The 16,708-nt window shown below is 61.9% G+C and carries 15 protein-coding genes and 1 pseudogene; 1 reads left to right on the top strand and 15 read right to left on the bottom strand.

What is annotated here, in order from left to right; genetic code table 11:
- Positions 1 to 4: 4 nt before the first annotated feature.
- Both O0J15_RS06295 and O0J15_RS06290 read right to left on the bottom strand, forming a co-directional pair.
- Positions 5 to 475, bottom strand: coding sequence for a hypothetical protein (locus tag O0J15_RS06295; RefSeq protein ID WP_229301581.1), 471 nt, complete (start codon positions 473 to 475; stop codon positions 5 to 7).
- Entirely contained in the window at positions 472 to 762 is a 291-nt protein-coding gene (locus tag O0J15_RS06290) for a hypothetical protein (RefSeq protein ID WP_134732008.1), read from the bottom strand. The genes O0J15_RS06295 and O0J15_RS06290 overlap by 4 nt, the downstream gene beginning before the upstream one ends.
- Before the next feature lie 78 nt (positions 763 to 840).
- Here O0J15_RS06290 and O0J15_RS06285 point away from each other — a divergent pair.
- Positions 841 to 1,056 (top strand): annotated as a pseudogene (locus O0J15_RS06285) (2OG-Fe(II) oxygenase); the annotation flags it as partial.
- Between the two features lie 515 nt (positions 1,057 to 1,571).
- On the opposite strand, the gene O0J15_RS06280 reads toward O0J15_RS06285, so the two are convergent.
- From O0J15_RS06280 to O0J15_RS06220, 13 genes are all read right to left on the bottom strand, one after another.
- Positions 1,572 to 3,791: an RHS repeat-associated core domain-containing protein gene (locus O0J15_RS06280; protein ID WP_308305320.1), complete on the bottom strand. Its 2,220-nt coding sequence runs from the start codon at positions 3,789 to 3,791 to the stop codon at positions 1,572 to 1,574.
- A 16-nt stretch (positions 3,792 to 3,807) separates the two neighbouring features.
- On the bottom strand, positions 3,808 to 7,023 hold the full coding sequence (locus O0J15_RS06275; RefSeq protein WP_308305319.1) for a DUF6531 domain-containing protein: 3,216 nt from the start codon (positions 7,021 to 7,023) through the stop codon (positions 3,808 to 3,810).
- A 192-nt stretch (positions 7,024 to 7,215) separates the two neighbouring features.
- Positions 7,216 to 8,307, bottom strand: a complete 1,092-nt coding sequence (locus tag O0J15_RS06270) for a PA0069 family radical SAM protein (RefSeq protein ID WP_308305318.1) — start codon at positions 8,305 to 8,307, stop codon at positions 7,216 to 7,218.
- A 144-nt stretch (positions 8,308 to 8,451) separates the two neighbouring features.
- Positions 8,452 to 9,195: a pyridoxine 5'-phosphate synthase gene (locus O0J15_RS06265; RefSeq protein ID WP_111099271.1), complete on the bottom strand. Its 744-nt coding sequence runs from the start codon at positions 9,193 to 9,195 to the stop codon at positions 8,452 to 8,454.
- Positions 9,196 to 9,204: 9 nt separating this feature from the next.
- Positions 9,205 to 9,474: a hypothetical protein gene (locus O0J15_RS06260; RefSeq protein ID WP_005411742.1), complete on the bottom strand. Its 270-nt coding sequence runs from the start codon at positions 9,472 to 9,474 to the stop codon at positions 9,205 to 9,207.
- A gap of 40 nt (positions 9,475 to 9,514) precedes the next feature.
- Entirely contained in the window at positions 9,515 to 10,975 is a 1,461-nt protein-coding gene (gene cls / locus O0J15_RS06255) for a cardiolipin synthase (RefSeq protein WP_308305317.1), read from the bottom strand.
- Positions 10,976 to 11,077: 102 nt separating this feature from the next.
- Entirely contained in the window at positions 11,078 to 11,491 is a 414-nt protein-coding gene (locus O0J15_RS06250) for a biopolymer transporter ExbD (RefSeq protein ID WP_005411740.1), read from the bottom strand.
- Positions 11,492 to 11,494: 3 nt separating this feature from the next.
- Positions 11,495 to 11,920 carry a biopolymer transporter ExbD gene (locus O0J15_RS06245; RefSeq protein WP_005411739.1) on the bottom strand — a complete coding sequence of 142 codons (426 nt, stop codon included), beginning with the start codon at positions 11,918 to 11,920 and terminating at the stop codon, positions 11,495 to 11,497.
- A 62-nt stretch (positions 11,921 to 11,982) separates the two neighbouring features.
- Positions 11,983 to 12,744 carry a TonB-system energizer ExbB gene (gene exbB / locus O0J15_RS06240; protein ID WP_004132614.1) on the bottom strand — a complete coding sequence of 254 codons (762 nt, stop codon included), beginning with the start codon at positions 12,742 to 12,744 and terminating at the stop codon, positions 11,983 to 11,985.
- A gap of 93 nt (positions 12,745 to 12,837) precedes the next feature.
- A complete protein-coding gene (locus O0J15_RS06235; RefSeq protein ID WP_026346893.1) occupies positions 12,838 to 13,395 on the bottom strand; it encodes an energy transducer TonB in 558 nt (185 codons plus the stop codon).
- 254 nt (positions 13,396 to 13,649) lie between these two features.
- On the bottom strand, positions 13,650 to 14,837 hold the full coding sequence (locus tag O0J15_RS06230) for a lipopolysaccharide assembly protein LapB (protein WP_021204595.1): 1,188 nt from the start codon (positions 14,835 to 14,837) through the stop codon (positions 13,650 to 13,652).
- Between the two features lie 132 nt (positions 14,838 to 14,969).
- Positions 14,970 to 15,776, bottom strand: a complete 807-nt coding sequence (locus O0J15_RS06225) for a M48 family metallopeptidase (RefSeq protein WP_019658801.1) — start codon at positions 15,774 to 15,776, stop codon at positions 14,970 to 14,972.
- Between the two features lie 71 nt (positions 15,777 to 15,847).
- A complete protein-coding gene (locus tag O0J15_RS06220) occupies positions 15,848 to 16,693 on the bottom strand; it encodes a CPBP family intramembrane glutamic endopeptidase (protein ID WP_155028722.1) in 846 nt (281 codons plus the stop codon).
- Positions 16,694 to 16,708: the final 15 nt, after the last annotated feature.

Here is a 16,708-nt window from a genome sequence, read left to right as displayed (position 1 = left end):
TGGTTTACCGGGCCTCAGGAGAGCAGTAGTAGTCGCCGCCCCTGTCCGAGTCCCAGTAGGTTCCTCCATAGAGCTTCACCGTACTGCCTCTTGTCGTCAGCTCTACCGAGCGCGCCAGGCGATCCTCGCAGAAGACCATCAATCGGTAATGGCGCTGCCGTTTGTCTTTCTGCAGTCGCCACCGCTTCTCTGCGGCTTGTTTGATGAAGAAAGCGGCGATCTGCTCTGGATCAGATTCGAGTTCAGCGTCGAAGACGGCCCCCAGGAACGTGACCTTCGGTAAGAACGTAACGTTCGTGGGATGGACCCCTGAAGGGAGTTCAAAGGTATCGGTGGCAGCGCGCAGTTCTGCTTCTGTAGGCTTTCCGGTCCAATCGCCACGTCCGATGGATCCAAACATTGAAAGATAAGTACCGCTTGTCAGGGCCGCAATGACAGTGCACAGGAGCAGATGGCGCAACGGTACCTTTTTCAAGGCCCATTCCCCGACTGTCGTTGTTCGTCGCAACTTGAATCCCGCAAGGCTTCAGTCGTCTTTGCCCCGTGCACCGGATCATGGATGCTCGACGGAGCGAGGGGCTTGCGAGGACGACGGCGATACAGGATCCCTCCCGCTGCCCCACCAAATACGGCCATGCCGAGGCCGACCAGCTCTTCGCTGCCTAGCGGATCCGCTGACAGCAATTTGGCCGCTGTCAGTAGAAGAAAGTTCAATGGGAGCATCCACAGGAACGCGATGCCCAGCCAGTAGATGATCTTCATTTCATGCGCTCATGGATCCGGAAGCATCGACTTGAACCAGTAGGCGGATATGGTTCGCATCCATGATGCTGAACGCTCCTCTTGTGGACGCTGTACCTCAACGACGACATTGACGAAGGCGAGACCGAGTTCCTGTTCCAGGGGCGGAAGATCGTACTTCGCATCGGCAGTTTGTTGATCGCCCCGATCGCGTTCACCCACGCCCATCGTGGCAACCGGCCGCAGGGCGACGACAAGTTCATCGCCACCAGCTGGATCCTGTTCCAGAGTGCGCAGAAGTTGTCTGGGGGATAGGGGGGGCTAACCCAAGTATTTCGTGGGTCCAAAGAACAGTCAGAAATCGTCGTTGCTATGTTGCCAGGCACTGACCTTCTCGACGCAGATTTCGAGTTGAAAGTTGAACTGAAGATAGAAGAGTGGCCTTCAGTCCGATCAAGATAGCCATGGCAAGGTACAGAGACAATTGACCAGTGATCTCTTGTTTACGATGCGCGCTATCGGTCGCCTTTCGTCCGTTGCGCTGAACGGTAGCCCAGCGCAACGGGCTGCGCGAAAGGTCCATCCGGCGACTGGGTGACTCACGATCTCCAGCTCAATACTAGGACTTCGGCTTCCTCCATGGTCTGATCAAGGTCTTGTACATAACCCAGGCGATCCAACCACAGATCAATCCGATCCCAGCAACTATGATCTCCTCCTCCTCGAAGGGGGATCCATTTATCCCTTGGTACACGACGAAAGCTACTGCTCTCAATGACAGCAAAGAAAATATAACTACAGGTGCCCAAAGTAGAATCTTCATCATTCTCTCACTTGCAATCGCACGGATCGGTGCCGGACGACTGGCTATCTACCATCTCTTTCCCGGCTTTTGCGGCGTCATAGGCTCCTTGCAGAGTCGCTTTACCTCGCATGACGCTCCTCAGACCTTTGAATCCACCGCGAATGGTCGTCCAGTCAGAGATGATTCTCCCCGCCTTAGCTCCGTGGTATCCCAGAAGAGCTCCACCAACCTCTTGTAACGCAGGGTCACGCTTCTTTCCGTCAAAGGCACCCCAGACACCAGCTGCGCCATCATACATGGTTGCCCACCCAAGACCTCCGGCCAACGCGCCTGCAGCCATTGCTTCTTCTGACCCAAATCCGGCACCTATGATTGCAGTGGCGGCACCACCGGCGAGTTCAACTCTTCCGATATGGAAGTCAGCAATTCCAATAGCAAGGTCAAGGTAGTTGATTCCACAGAGTCCATAAGGATCCGTGAAGGAAATGGGGTTTCCGCCTACATATGCATAGGTATTGGTTCCCCCTGCCAATCCAATCGGATCACTCTGCACATACCGGCCAATGCTCGCGTCATAGTCGCGGAAGCCGTTGTACCAGAGGCCGCTTTCCACATCGTAGTACTGGCCCGGGAAGCCAATGTTCAACCCGCCAATCTCATCCTTCTGGACACTGCGCCCATAGGCGTAGTTGTACGCCTTCCAGACGGTCTGCTGGCTCGGGCTGGTGACGAACTCCGGGCGTCCAAGATGATCGGTATGCACATAATTGTGCTGCCCGCTGCGAGCCAAACCCACCAGTTCACCTTCGAACCAGAAATAGTTGGTCCACACGCCATTGTTCAGCTCGGTCATAAGCTGGTTTTGGCCAACGTAGAAGTAGCGACTGTTGGTGTTCTGGTTGATCTTTGCAACGCGCTGCCCCTGCGCATTGAGCACGTAATCAGTCGCAGTGCCACCGATGTTGCTGCGGCTCATGCGATTGAATGCATTGTACTCATAGGTGCTGATCCGGCTGCCTGCGGTCTCGCTGATACGATTTCCCAATGCGTCGTACTGGTACTGACGGCTGCCGTCCTGGTTGGTGTAGTTCAGCACCCGGTTGCTCCCCGGGTCGATGCTGTACTGGGTCAGCTGATTTCCTGCCTGATAGCGGTCGTGATTGCCGCCGGCATCGTAGGAAAGATTGTTGATGACACCGAAGCGGGTCAGCTTGGTCATACGACTCAACGCGTCGTAGCCGATCAACTGGGTCATGTTCGGGTCGACAGCGTCGACAATGGCGGTGATTTCGCCATCGCCGCTGTACTGATAGTCCCAATAGCTGACCTTGCTGCCATTGGGTCCCCAGACCGACATTGCGGTGAGCCGCCCCTCCTGATCGTGGTTGTAGCCCCGGGCAAGCCCGTTGCCGTAGGCCAGCCACTCATGCGCTCCCGTGACCTTCCAGTTGGCCTGGGAGATGATTGAGCGTTGAGTCCCGTCGACCGTCGCCATCAACGCACTTGGTTTTCCTTGGGAGCCATATGTGTAGGTCGCCTTGTCACCGTTGGGATAGGTGATCTGGCTCAGGCGATTGATGCCGTCGTATCCATAGGTGGTGCTGTAGTCCGTCTTCTGACCAGACAGATCGGTGAAGTCGCGCCGTATCTGCAGCTGTCCGTTCGGTGTATACGCAAAATGGGTGGCGGTTCCGGGCCCTGAAGTGCCGCACAGCTGACCTTTACCGTTGCCGCACCAATCGTAGCTATAACCCATCGTTCGGCCTTCTGCGCTCGCAGAAGTCATTCGTCCCAGACCGTCGTAGCCGAAGGAGACGACGCTGCCATCGGCCCGCGCCGTCGATGTCCGCAGACCTGCAGCATCGTACTGGTGCTGTGTCGTTCCCGTATCCGGACTCACCTGTTTCCACATCTGGCCGAAACCATCGAATTCGTAGGTGGTAACGAGATTGCGGGGATCGCTCACACGGATCGGGCGATCTGCCAGGTCGTAGGCAATCTGGGTCGTGCCCCCGGCGGCGTCGATTGATTTGATCAGGCGTCCACGCGGATCGTAACTCATACGGGTGACGCGATTCTGCGAATCGGTCACTTGGGTGACGCGTCCCTCCGCGTCGTAGACGTACCTTATGCTTCTTCCCTGCTCAGTGCTCTCGGATGTCACACGCCCCAACTCGTCGTACTGATAGTTCACGGAAGAGACGATGGTATTTAGCCCCATCATGGCCAAGGCAATTGCGGACATGTCTTTTGGGCCTTCCTTAGCGTGGCTCTTCGCAGAACTTCGGGTTGCAGCTACCCTTGTCGTTTTCCGCCCTTACCGTCACCTGTGCCTGCGGCCCCCAAGCGGTGGGCCCAGATGCCAACTGGCCCATATACCCGAATTGCGCAACCCCACTGCCGGTGTTCACGGGCGAGACGATCACGGTGAATGTGGCTACAGCGCTTGGTGCGACCGGAGACGAAAGCCCGATGGCCTCGGTGGTCCGCAACGTCCTCAGGACCATATAGGTATCGCTTGGATTCCAGATGACGTTGCCAGTGTTCCGGAACTGGAATGTCACGCTGGATGACTGGCCATTGAAGATATGAGGCGCCGAGGTTGAAGCGGAAACCAGCTCGGCGCTACGCACCACAGCAGGTACGGTGAAAGCACCTGAGCGATTGATGGTCAGGTTCGGACCGCCAACAGGCGAGATACCGTGCACGTATAGTGCTTTGCCCCCGTGATTCGATCTTACGTTGCCGTCAAGAGGGATCTTGAACCAATAGGCACTTCCGCGTGCCTGGCACGCGTTGGCAACGTTTCCGTCGGTCGCCAGGTTGGCGCGGCCCGAAGCGACGAATGTGCCGCCGCCAGCTGCCCCGCCGGCATAGACGTGTACGTCGATCGAGGCATCCACGCCAACTGAGCAGGCCCAGCCTTCAATGAAGAAGTTCCAGTTGCCGTCCTGGGTCACGCCGCCGATGTCACCAACGATGTTTGCCGTTGGAATCGCAAACACGCCTGAGTTCGCGAGCGGTCGGTCTTGGCCGCGGCCCTGCGGAGATTGGCCGTAGACGGAGAACTTGCGGCCGCCGAACTGCTGCCTCTGGGCTAGCGATATCGGCAACTGATACCTATAGGCACTCCCTGATGCTTGGCAAGCCGCTGCAACTCCTGGCTCGCTGGCAAGGTTTGCTTGTGTGCTACCCAGGTAGACGTTGCCGTCGGCGTAACCGTCCACCTGGATTGACCCAGCCGAGCCAGTGGAACAGGCCCAGCCACGCACGAACCAGTTCCACTGCGCATCATGAGTGATTTCGTCAATCACGCCGCTCACCATCGAATCCATCGGATAGTCGGTTTGTGAAACCTCAGTGCGCGTGCGATTGGAAGCGTTGTTGTAGCTATGACGGGTCCACGCCCACTTGCCGTCCCCCATTGAACGGACTTCCTGCGTCAGGCGGCGCCCTGCATCGTAGCCGTAGCGGACTGTCACGCCATCAGGCTGGGTAAGCGAGGCGATGTCACCTGCAGCGGTGTAGCCAATGGCGGTCGTCGCCCAGCCAGTTCCCGAACTGGTTCTGTCGGACACAACGCGGCCACGGCCGTCATACGTCAACTCTCGCACACCACCGTTCGCGTTGACGATGCGCCCCGGCAGCCCCAGTCCGTTGTAGTTGGAATAGCTGATCGTATGACCAAGCGCGTTGGTGACACTGGTCAGATCGCCCTGACTATTAAAGACGGAGGTGACGTCATCCTGCGCAAGAGGGCCGTCGACCTTGACCGAGGCCTTCAGACCATTGGCATGATAGGTATAGGTTGTGCGGGTGACCCGCGTCTGGCTTAGCACCCCACGTGCCGTCAGATTGCGCTCGGTTACGCTGGCCACGTTTCCGCGATCGTCATAGGTGTAGGCGACTTCGAGATCCCCCACCACTGTCGTCTTGAGCAGTCGGTTACGCGCGGTATCCCACTCCTGCAACGTCGTACGTTCGGCCGAGCTGCCGACCGCTTCCACCCGCTTCAGCAAGTAGCCCTGTGCGCTGTAGTCCAAGTTGGTCAGATTGTCCTGGAAATCATGGACCAGATCAGGGTACCCATTGGCGTCGTAGCTCTGCTCCTTGTAGCTGGCAGGGCAGTTCGGCGACGGATCACCCTTGGTCGACACCATCTTTCCGTCCTTGAACGTGTAGGTGGTGCTGCGGCCAAGAGGGTTGATCACGGTGACATCGATATCGACGGGCCGCGTAAGGCTCGGCGCAGCGGCGGCGGTCATACCGAGTGCGCTCTCCATCGGCAGCGAGCCAACAGGCAGTGAGCGCGGCTGATAGCAGATGCGTGTGCCTCCGGTGCGCTGTTCGCACCATCCACGCTCCTCATCGGCGCGGAGACCCCCGGGTCGAGTCGGAGCGGGGGGCGGCAGCACCGGTTCGGTGCTGCGTACGGCGTAACTGAAGCGGAACCGTTCAATGCCACCATTGTGCTCTGTGCTGATGGCGCGGCGCTCCGCGTCGTACGCAAACGTGGAATAGCGCACGCCATTAAAAGACTTGCCAGTCAGGGCACCCGGGAAGCGGGCATCTTCGTAGTGGTAACTGATCGTCGTTGCAGGTGTGCCAGGCAGCGTCGTGCTGGCGAGCCGCCCACGTCCGTTCCCGAACACATTGGGGGTATAGGTGTAGCGATAGATGTTGCCGGCCGGATCGGTCACCTGGCTGACCTGTCCGTTGGCCCAGCCAAAGCTGACGCTGCGTCCCGAGGAGTGCGTCACCTTCTGCAAGTAACGGTCAGCATAGGAGAACGTCCAGCTCACGTCCTGCTCATTGCTGAGTCGGGTGATATAGCCCTCGGCGTTGTAGGTCTCCGTACCGTTGTTTTCGTTTCGAAGCGTAAACGTGCCATTGCCGTTCGCGGACAGGTACGCGATGGGCTGGGCCTTGTCCTCATACCAGCGACCGCTGGCCGGATCCTTGAGGTACTTGATGCGACGACCGTCGGGCCGTTGCACCCACGCCAGCTGATTTGCATCGGTGAATGCGAGCGAATAGTCGAAGTTGCTCAGCCAGTGATTGCCGAACAGCCCGGTCGCGCTCCAGTAGTGATTGTAGTTGCGCTGCAGGAACAGGCCCATTTCGCCCTGGCTGGCGAAATCAAGTTCTGGTTCGACCTTGTTGCCGCTGTAGAGAACGACAGGATTACCCTTGCGGCCGTTGCAATCCTTCTCTTTGTCATCGGTCGGCTGCTCCTTCGCGGTTTCGGTCGGAATTGCACCGCCGCCGCCATTGTCCATTTGAGACTCGGACAGGTGGACACCACTGCCGCCGCCAAATCCAAAACCACCTACACCGCTACCTCCAGCAGGGCGTTTGGCGGTGACCTGAACGGTTTCGAGAGTGTTTGCCGCGGTTGCCAATGCCATCGGCAGGCAAAGCAGCGGCAGAAGAAGAAGACGGGACTGCAGGGTGTTCCGCGTTGCAACGTGCGTCATGCGCTTGCCTAGCTCCTCATCCGAGACCGACTCATTCAGTCATCGGGAATTCATGTTTGTAACGAGTCTATGACAGCACGCTGTAACGGTGCAATGGAGGCACCTAATGCTTTTCGTGCATTGCCCATCAATGAGCTGGGTACAGCACAGCGCGACGAATCGCTGATGCATTCGCCAGCAGACGTACACGCCTCAGAAGAGCGAACCCTGCGGCGAATCCTTCTTCGGCGGCAACGGCTTCACGAACCGGCTGCAATCCAGCTTCGGCCAATGGCTGTTCTGCGCATTGAGACCCAGACGCTTGCGCGCCAGCTTGAAGCGGTTGCTCAATAGCTCCGCATACACGCCCTGGCCGCGCATGCGTGTGCCGAACTGGCTGTCGTAGTCCTTGCCGCCGCGCAGCTGCTGGATGGTGCTCATCACATGCGCGGCGCGATCGGGATGGTGCGTATCGAGCCAGTCCCGGAACAGCGGCGCCACTTCCAGCGGCAGGCGCAGCAGCACGTAGCCGGCAGTGCTCGCACCTGCATCGTGTGCGGCCTCCAGCACGGCTTCCAGCTCGCTGTCGTTGATCCACGGAATTACCGGCGCCACCATCACCCCGACCGGAATGCCCGCTTCATGCAGGCGCTTCATCGCGCGCAGTCGTGCATGCGGTGCGGATGCGCGCGGTTCCAGCTTTGCGGAAAGATGCGGGTCCAGCGAAGTCACCGAGAAATGCACGCTGACCAGGTTCTCCGCGGCCAACGGTGCAAGCAGATCGATATCGCGCTCGACCAGCGCGTTCTTGGTGATCAGCGAGAACGGATGCTTGGTTTCCAGCATCACCTCGATCAGCTGGCGGGTGAGTTTGAACTTGCGTTCGATCGGCTGGTACGCGTCGGTGTTGATGCCCAGGGCGATCGGCTGCGGCACGTAGCCCGGTTTCGACAGTTCCTTGCGCAGCAACTGCGGCGCATTGGTCTTGGCGAACAGCTTGGTTTCGAAGTCCAGGCCCGGCGACAGGTTCAGATAGGCGTGCGAGGGGCGCGCGAAGCAGTAGGAACATCCATGCTCGCAACCGCGATACGGATTCACCGACTGGCTGAATCCCACGTCCGGTGAATTGTTGCGGGTGATGATGGTGCGCGCGGTTTCGGCGCGTACTTCGGTGCGCAGGCGCGGGGCGAGGAATTCTTCGCTCTCGTCGGCCGCCCAGCCGTCGTCCACCGCCTCGCTGACGGTGCTTTCAAAGCGCCCGGCAAGGTGGGACGTGGAACCTCGGCCCTTGATCGCGATACCCATTGCGGCAGATTACGCCGCAGCCGTCTCAATGGCTGCGACGGCTGCCTGAAGGGTTCAGGGCAAGTCTGAGCCGAGCGTGGGCTCGGCTCTACAGTGGATACGGATACCTTTTGTAGAGCCGAGCCTACGCTCGACTGCAATACATCAAAGCAGCGCCAAGTACCCGCGCACGGTTGCATCCAGCCCGTCATACAGCGCCTCGCCGATCAGCGCATGGCCGATCGACACCTCCAGCACGTCCGGCACGTGGGCCAGGAAATCGCGCAGGTTGTCCTGCGACAGGTCGTGGCCGGCGTTGACGCCCAAGCCCACCGCCTGCGCCCGCCGCGCCGCAGTGGCGAACAGTTCCAGCATCGCCGCAGCGTCGCCAGCCGCGTGCGCTTCGGCGTAGGGGCCGGTATACAGCTCGACACGATCTGCACCGACTTCGGCCGCCTGCTCCAGCAGTGGGTTGCCAGCATCGACGAACAGGCTGACCCGGCAGCCCATCGCCTTCAGTTCGGCCACCAGTGGTCGCAGCCGCTCGGCATCCCGCTCGAAGTCGAAGCCATGGTCGGAGGTGATCTGTCCATCGCCATCCGGCACCAGCGTCGCCTGCGCCGGGCAGGTCTGCGCGCACAGCGGCAGCAGGCCTGGGTAGCCCTCGCGCGGCGGCGCGAATGGATTGCCTTCGATGTTGAATTCCACGCCACGCGCACGGGTCAACGTGGACAGCGCCAACACGTCCTCGGCGGTGATGTGGCGGCGGTCCGGCCGCGGGTGCACGGTGATGCCATGTGCACCGGCATCCAGGCAGGCCTGGGCGGCACGCACCACGTCCGGTTCGGCGCCGCCGCGCGAATTGCGCAGGACGGCGATCTTGTTGACGTTGACGCTGAGCTGGGTCATGGAACGGAACTACTTGGAAAGTGGGGACGGATCGTGGTCGTTGGCGTCGACATTGCGGCGGGCCTGGGCCTGCTCGCGCAGGCGGCGCAGCTCCTCGGCATCGACAAGGGTGGCAGGGTCCCGCTGAAGGTCGCCGAAGCGGGCCACATAGCGTCCGCGTACCCAGGCCAGCAGGAAGGCGAGGGCGGCCAGCAGGCACAGGGTCATCAATGCGGCGCTGGGGGTCTTCAGGGCGAAGGCGAAACAGCCCAGCGCCAGCAGCAGGTACAACCAGTACATAGTCGGGCTCCCCGGATGATCGCCGCAGTGTAGCGCTGCGTCAGAGCAGCGGCGAGGCCAGCCGGGCGAAGGCCTCGGGCAGGCGGTGCAGCCACAGCGAACGGCCGGCCTGGTCGTGCACGCGGGTGGCGCGGTCGAACTCCCCCTGCAGCAGCCCGGCCAGAGCGGCGACGCGGTCACGGTCGCTGATCATCATCGACAGCTCGAAGTTCAGGCGGAAGCTGCGGTGGTCGAAGTTGGCGCTGCCAACGATGCAGACATCGTCGTCGGCGATGAAAGCCTTGGTATGCAGCATGCGCGGGCCGTACTCGTAGATCTTCACCCCTGCGTGCAACAGTTCATCGAAGTAGGAGCGGGCGGCCTGGGTCACGAACCAGGAATCGCTCATCTTCGGTACCAGCAAGCGCACATCCAGGCCGCCGAGTGCAGCCGAGGTCAGCGCCATCCGCGCCGCTTCACCCGGCACGAAATACGGTGTGACCAGCCACACGCGCTCGTGCGCTTCCTGGATCGCCGCCACATGCAGGCGATGGATCGTTTCCCAGCCCGAGTCCGGGCCGGAGACCAGCACCTGGGCGTTGATCGCACCGTCACCGCGCAGCGGCATGTCGGCTGGCCACAGGCGGGCGATGTCCATGCGCGAGTGATCCTGCCCGCTGGCGTAGAGCCAGTCCTCGGCAAATACCAGCTGCAGGCTGCGCACCACGTGGCCGCGGATGCGCATGTGCAGGTCGCGGTAGGCATCCGCCCTGCGGCTTTCATCCTCGTCGTCGGTGATGTTGATGCCACCGGTGAACGCCAGCCGGCCGTCGACGATCACCAGCTTGCGATGGGTACGCAGGTTCAACCAAGGGCGCTTGAACGGCTTCAGCAGCTGTCGTGGGTGGAACCAGATCGCTTCGCCACCGGCGTCGAGCAGCGGCTGCAGGAAGCGGCGGGGCAGGGCGGAAGAGCCCACGGCGTCGAGCAGCAGGCGAACCTGCACGCCGGCCTGTGCGCGTTCCACCAGCGCGTCACGCAGGGCGGTGCCGGCATGGTCCGGGTTGAAGATGTAGTACTCCAGATGCACGTGGTCGCGTGCCTGTGCGACGGCCTCAAGCAGCGCCGCGTAGGTCGCCGCGCCGTCCACCAGCCATGTCACTTCGGTGGCGCTGCTCGGCGCAAGCCCGGTCGTGGCCTGGGCGATCTTGGCCAGCTCGGTGCAGTCGGCGTCGGGTGGGCAGACGTCGCTGTAGTGCTCCATGCCCGACCGCGCGCGGCCACGGCGCAGACGCTGCCGCTTCACCTTCTGCGGGCCCAGCAGGTAGTAGATGAACAAGCCGAGGTAGGGCAGCAGCGCCAACGACAGGATCCAGCTCAGCGTGGCGACCGGCTCACGCTTCTGCAGCATGATCCAGCCGGTCAGCGCGAGCAGGTACAGCAGGTAGGCCACCGCCAGGATCGAGCCAAGGTGGGCGATGCCGTCGAGCCAATGACGCAGGGAGTCGAAGAGGGCGAGCATCCGCCGATCATAGCGGTCCAGGCCGGCAGGCATAAAAAAAAACGCCCCTGTCTCCAGGGGCGTCTGCAGTCGCGTCATGACTGTTGTGTTGCGGTGTAGCGATTACTGCTGCACAAAACCGATCTTCTTCATCTGAGCGTTCTTCGCAGCGGCCAGAACCTTGGCCATCACGTCGTACTCGGAATCCGGGCTGGCGTCGATGCGCAGTTCCGGCTGGTTGGTCGGGTCACGCTGGACCTCCTGCTCCATCCGCTGCTGCAGCTCACTGGTATTGATCGGGCTGTTGTTCCACGAGACCTGGTTGCTGGCGTCGATCTTCAGTTCGATCGGCGGCGGCGGTTCGACCAGCTGCGGCGGTGGGTTGAGCACGCGCTGCGGCAGGTCCACGGCGATCGGGTACGTCATGATCGGCGCGGTCACGATGAAGATGATCAGCAGAACCAGCATCACGTCCACGAGGGGCGTGACGTTGATGTCTGCCATGGGGCCCTTGCCACCACCACTACTGAATGCCATGGCTTATTGCCCCTTTTCTTTGGTCGCGACGAAGCCGACGTCAAGCATGCCCTGCTCCTGCGCGACCTTGGTCAGGTCGTTGATGACACGCATCTTGGTGGTGCGGTCACCACGCAGGTTCAGCGGCGGCTGCGGGGTCTGCTGGGCGGCGGTGGCCAAGCGCGACTCGAGAGTCTGCTTGTTGATTTCTTCGTCGTTCCAGTAGATCGAGCCGTCTTCCTTGACTGCCAGGGTGATCGGTCCGGAACGCTTTTCAGCGTCTTCCGGCTTCTGGATCAGGTTGGCTTCCGGCAGATCCACCTTGACCTTGTGGGACATCAGGGGCGCCGTGATGATGAAGATGATCAGCAGCACCAGCATCACGTCCACGAGGGGCGTAACGTTGATGTCGGCCATGGGGCCGCCGCTGTTACCACTACTGAAAGCCATAACGGGCTCCGTCTAGATCTTGGTGACTACTTACGTTCGTCGCTGGGTGACGCGCGCCGCAATCAGCGGACGCGCGAGCCGGTGGCGAAGAAGTCGTGCAGGTCGTGCGCGAAGGTATCGAACTTGCTGATGGTCGCGCTGTTGATCTTGCTGAAGAAGTTGAAGGCGAACACGGCCGGGATCGCGACGAACAGACCGATCGCGGTCATGATCAGCGCTTCACCCACCGGGCCGGCAACGGCGTCGATCGAAGCGGAGCCGGTGGCACCGATCTTGATCAGCGCGCCGTAGATGCCCCACACGGTACCCAGCAGACCGACGAACGGAGCGGTTGCACCGACGGTGGCCAGCAGGGTCATGCCCGACTGCAGCTTGTTGCTTTCGCGGGTCACGGCCTGACGCAGGGCGCGGTCGACGAACTCCGAACGGCTCAGGTTCTCACCCACGCCGCCGGTGGCGCCGCCTTCAGCGCGCTGGTGGTGGGCAGCCGCCTGGGCAGCGTCCAGGGCGATCTTCGAGAACGGCTCGGAAGCCGGCTGTTCTTCCATCGCACGGATGGCGTCCTGCGCGTTCGGGGTGTCCCAGAACAGGCTGACGACGCGATCGGCGGCGCTCTTCAGGCGGGTAGCACGGAAGATGTTGATGACGGTCCAGTACCAGGACATGGCCGACATGACGACCAGGGTCAGCAGCACGACCCAGGAAACCGCGAAATCACCCGGCTTGGTGGTCATTTCGTGGATCAGGTGCTCGAAGCCCATCTGCGACAGGGCGTTGGACGGATTGCCCCCGGCAGCAGCGGCGATGAAAATTTCCTGCAGCATGACGCTTACCTTTGTTGTGTGTGGTGATAAAGGGTGTAGCTAAGCTAAACAATCGAACCGGGAGCGGGGGTGGCCGGCGGCCACCCGGGCGCATCAGTTCAGCGCAAAGTTGACCGGAACGCGAACGCGACCTGCCGTCTTCTTACCGCCTGCTTCAGCGGCGTTGAAGCGCCACTTGCGAGCCGCTTCCATCGCAGCACGGTCCAGGTCGCGGTTACGGCTGGACTTTTCCACCGTGACATTGGTGACGTTGCCGCTGGCATCGACATCAATGATCAGGATCACTTCGCCCTGGATACCCGCGCGGAAGGCTGCCGGCGGGTAGCGCGGCGGATTCATGGCCTTCGACGAGATGTCCACGCTGGCCTCGATCGAGGTCGGCGGTGCCGGCGGTGCCGGCGGCGACGGCGGGGTGACGATGTCGTTCGGGCGCGGCTCCGGCACGTCCACGACCGGCGCCTGCGGCGGCGGCGGGACCGGCGACGGCTTCGGCGGCGACAGATTCTTCACCGGCGGCGGTGGAGTATCCGTCGGCGGCGGCGGCGGCGGCGGCGGGGGCGGCGGCGGCGGTGCGTCGACGATGGTCACCATGACGTTGCGCTCCTTCTCCGCAACGGCCTTGGGAGCCACGGCGGGAATGAGGAGCATCATGAAGGCGGCCAGATGCAGGGCAATTACAAACGCGATGCCGACGATGCGAGGCCAGCTCAGCCCCTTGTCATCGGGTTGTTCGTACCGGTGAACGACTAGTTGTTCCGTCATGCGCCAAGAGCTCAATAGTGGGGCCGGGATGCCGGGGGCGGAATCCCTGATCAGCGGTGCATGACACCGCAGGAACCTCCAAGCTTATACCAATCCTGAGCGCCTGCGCATCAACTGTGCAGGCATTCAGGCGTTATTCCTACTTACTTCAGGTTGATGATTTTCTTGGCATCAGCCTGGTTCTTCACACCCTTCGCCAGCGCCTGCTGGGCGGCCTGCTTGGCCTCCGGGATACGACCTTCGGCATGCAGGACGCGTGCCAGGTTCAGGTAGGTCTCACCGTCCTTGGACAGCGGGGCAGCCTTCTGCCACGCATCGATCGCCTGCGGCACCTGGTCGGAGTAGTAGTAGGACTGGGCCAGCGCCAGGTAGACCTGGTAATCCGGCTTCAGGATGCCCTTCTGCAACCCTTCGTTGATGACCGCGATGACGTCCTTTTCCTTGTGTTCGGTGTTGGCATAGATCGAGTACAGCTGCTTGTACTCGCGCTCTTCGGTGAGCTGGCCGCTGCTGCGCAGCTTGTCCATCACCGCGGCGGCCTTTTCCATCTGGTCGGCCTGCATGTACATGCTGGCCAGATTCAGCTGGGCCTTCTTGTCGTTCGGGTTCTTGGCGGCCAGAGCCTCGGCTTCCTTCACCGCTTCGCCGGACTGGCCGGCTTCGGCGAGGGCCGCCATCAGCAGCTGGTTCCAGTTGTCCTTCGGTTCGGTGGCACCGGCGATGGCCTGCTTCAGCACCGGGATCGCTTCCTGGTAGCGCTCCAGCTGGTACAGCGCCTGGCCCTTGGCGATCAGCTCTTCCGGCTTGGTCGACTTGCTCTCGGCGAAGTACTTGTCCAGGGTCGCCAGGCCTTCGGCGGTCTGGTCTTCCTGCAGCTGCAACTGGCCCAGCATCAGCATGGACTGGAAGTGGCCGTTGTTGTCCAGGCCGTTGAACTGCAGGACCTGCTTCAGGTAGGCAATGGCAGCCGGGGTATCGTCGGTCTGGTAGGCAGCCTGCGACGCCAGCTGCGCGGCCAGCGACTTGTCATACTCGTTCGCGGCGCTGTCAGCCAGGATCGCGTCGGCCTGCGTGCGCGTCTCCGGGAACTTTTCCTTGTTGTAGCTGTCAATCATTTTCTGAAGCTTGCTGCCCAGCTTGGCCGATGCCTTGACGGTCGGCTCCTGGCGGGTCGCGTTGGGGTACAGCGCTTCGGCCTTGGCCTGCTTGCCGCCGCGGTTGCCACGCTCGGAGGAACGCGAGGATTGCGCGAAGGCATCAGTGACCACGGCGCCGGTCAGGGCGGTCGCGACGAGGACGGAAAGCACAGCTTTGTGGTTACGGAAAATCATCGTTCACCTCGATCGAACCGCCGGATAGCGGCAAAGTCGGACTGTCAGAAAAATCTGAGCCGCCAAACGTATCAGAAACAGATGGCGTGAGAAATCGTTTTATGTGCTGCAATACAGCATAGAACTGCGCACTCATCCGCACTTTGGCCGCAGCCCGGCGGCCTGCGCCTGCTGGTAGACCGGCGTCAGCCCCGGCGCATCGCGCCGCAGTTCCTGGATGCGGTTGGCCGGATCAGGGTGGGTGGACAGCCACTGCGGGCTGCGGCCACCACTGGCAGCCATCATGTTCTGCCACAAATCGACCGCCTGCGCCGGGTTGAAGCCGGCCTGGGCCATCAGTCGCTGGCCGATTACGTCGGCCTCACTCTCCTGGGTGCGCGAGCCGGGCAGCAGGAAGGCCGCCTGCGCGCCCATTCCGCCAAGCTGGTTGACCGTGCTGGCGGCACCTTCACCGTACGCCGCACCGGCCAACGCACCGAGCACGGCCAGTCCGGTCTGTGCGCCCATCTGGCGGGTGATGCGCTCTTCGTGGTGACGGGCAATGACATGCCCGATTTCATGGCCGATTACGGCAGCCAGCTGATCCTGGTTCTTGGCGACGGTGAAGATGCCGGTGTTCACGCCAACCTTGCCACCGGGCAGGGCAAAGGCGTTGGGCTCCTTGTCGACGAACACGGCCGTCTCCCACCGTACGCCACGGTATTGAGGCGGCAGCTGCGCGACCAGAGCGTTGACCACGCACTGCACATAACCGTTCTGGCGGCCGTCGGTGCTGATCTTTTCCTTCTGCTTGGTTTCGGCGAACGCCTGTGCGCCGAGCTGGTCCAGCTGTGCCTGCGACACACCGCCCACCATCTGCCGGCGGCCGGTAGGGGAGGTCGTGGTCGCGCAGGCGCTGACCAGGGTGGTGATGACAAGGGCCAGCAGCAGTTGTTTCATGGGTCCACCCCCGTGTTCATATGCGCAGTGTGTAGCGTAGCGGCTTAATCTTTCGTCAAGCGGACACGGCGTTACGTTGCCCCGAAAAACACAAGCGCGGCAAGCGCCACGCCGTTGTTCAGGGCGTGCGCGGTGATCGCGGCCCAGAGCGTGCCGGTGCGCTGGTACAACCAGCAGAACGCGGCGCCCATGCCGCCATAGACCAGCCACAGCTGTGCGATTTCGGCCGGGCCGTTTGCACTGGTGCCAGGGATTTCATGGATCAGGGCGAAAGCAAGGCTGCTCAGTACAATACCCAGCCACGGGCGCCCCGCCTTCCACAGGCGTCCAAACAGCACGCGGCGGAACAGCAGTTCCTCGTAGGCCGGTGCCAGTACCACCGCGAACAGCATCAGGAACAACGGGAAGCGCGCGATCGCGCTCTGCATCAGTGCCAGGTTGGTGGGGACCGGTTCGATGCCGAACTGCTTGGCCAGGAAGGCGATACCGTTGCTGCCCAGCACGATCAGGGTCGCCACCAGCAGGGTCCAGCCCCAGGTGGAGGGGCGGCGCAGTGCCTGACGCGACGCATGACGTTCGGCGGCGTTGGCCGGCCGTCGCCAGAAGTACAGCAGCAGCGCGGCGCCGCCGGTGGCAAACAGCGCCATGAGAATCTGCGCAAGTGCGCCGGGCTGGCCCAATGACGCCGCCACCGAACTGGCGTCGGGTGCGCCAGCGCCGGCCTGCGCGGTCGCGTAACCGACCACCACGCCACGGTACAGGCCCCACAGCACGCCGCTGATCAGGCTCAGGCCGAACAACGTGACAGCGGCGATGCCCAGGTCGATGAAGAACCCCGCCAACGGCGAAACCGCACGCGGCGCGACAGAAGACGGCGGAACCGGGGGCGGAGCGGAAACCGGGGCGGATGCGGACATCAGGTACCTGCGTTC

It is taken from the genome of Stenotrophomonas sp. Sm10, from assembly GCF_030985515.1.
Lineage (GTDB): Bacteria > Pseudomonadota > Gammaproteobacteria > Xanthomonadales > Xanthomonadaceae > Stenotrophomonas > Stenotrophomonas hibiscicola.
The sequence above is the reverse complement of the archived record's forward strand: the minus strand, read 5'-3'. Positions and strand labels throughout refer to the sequence as shown.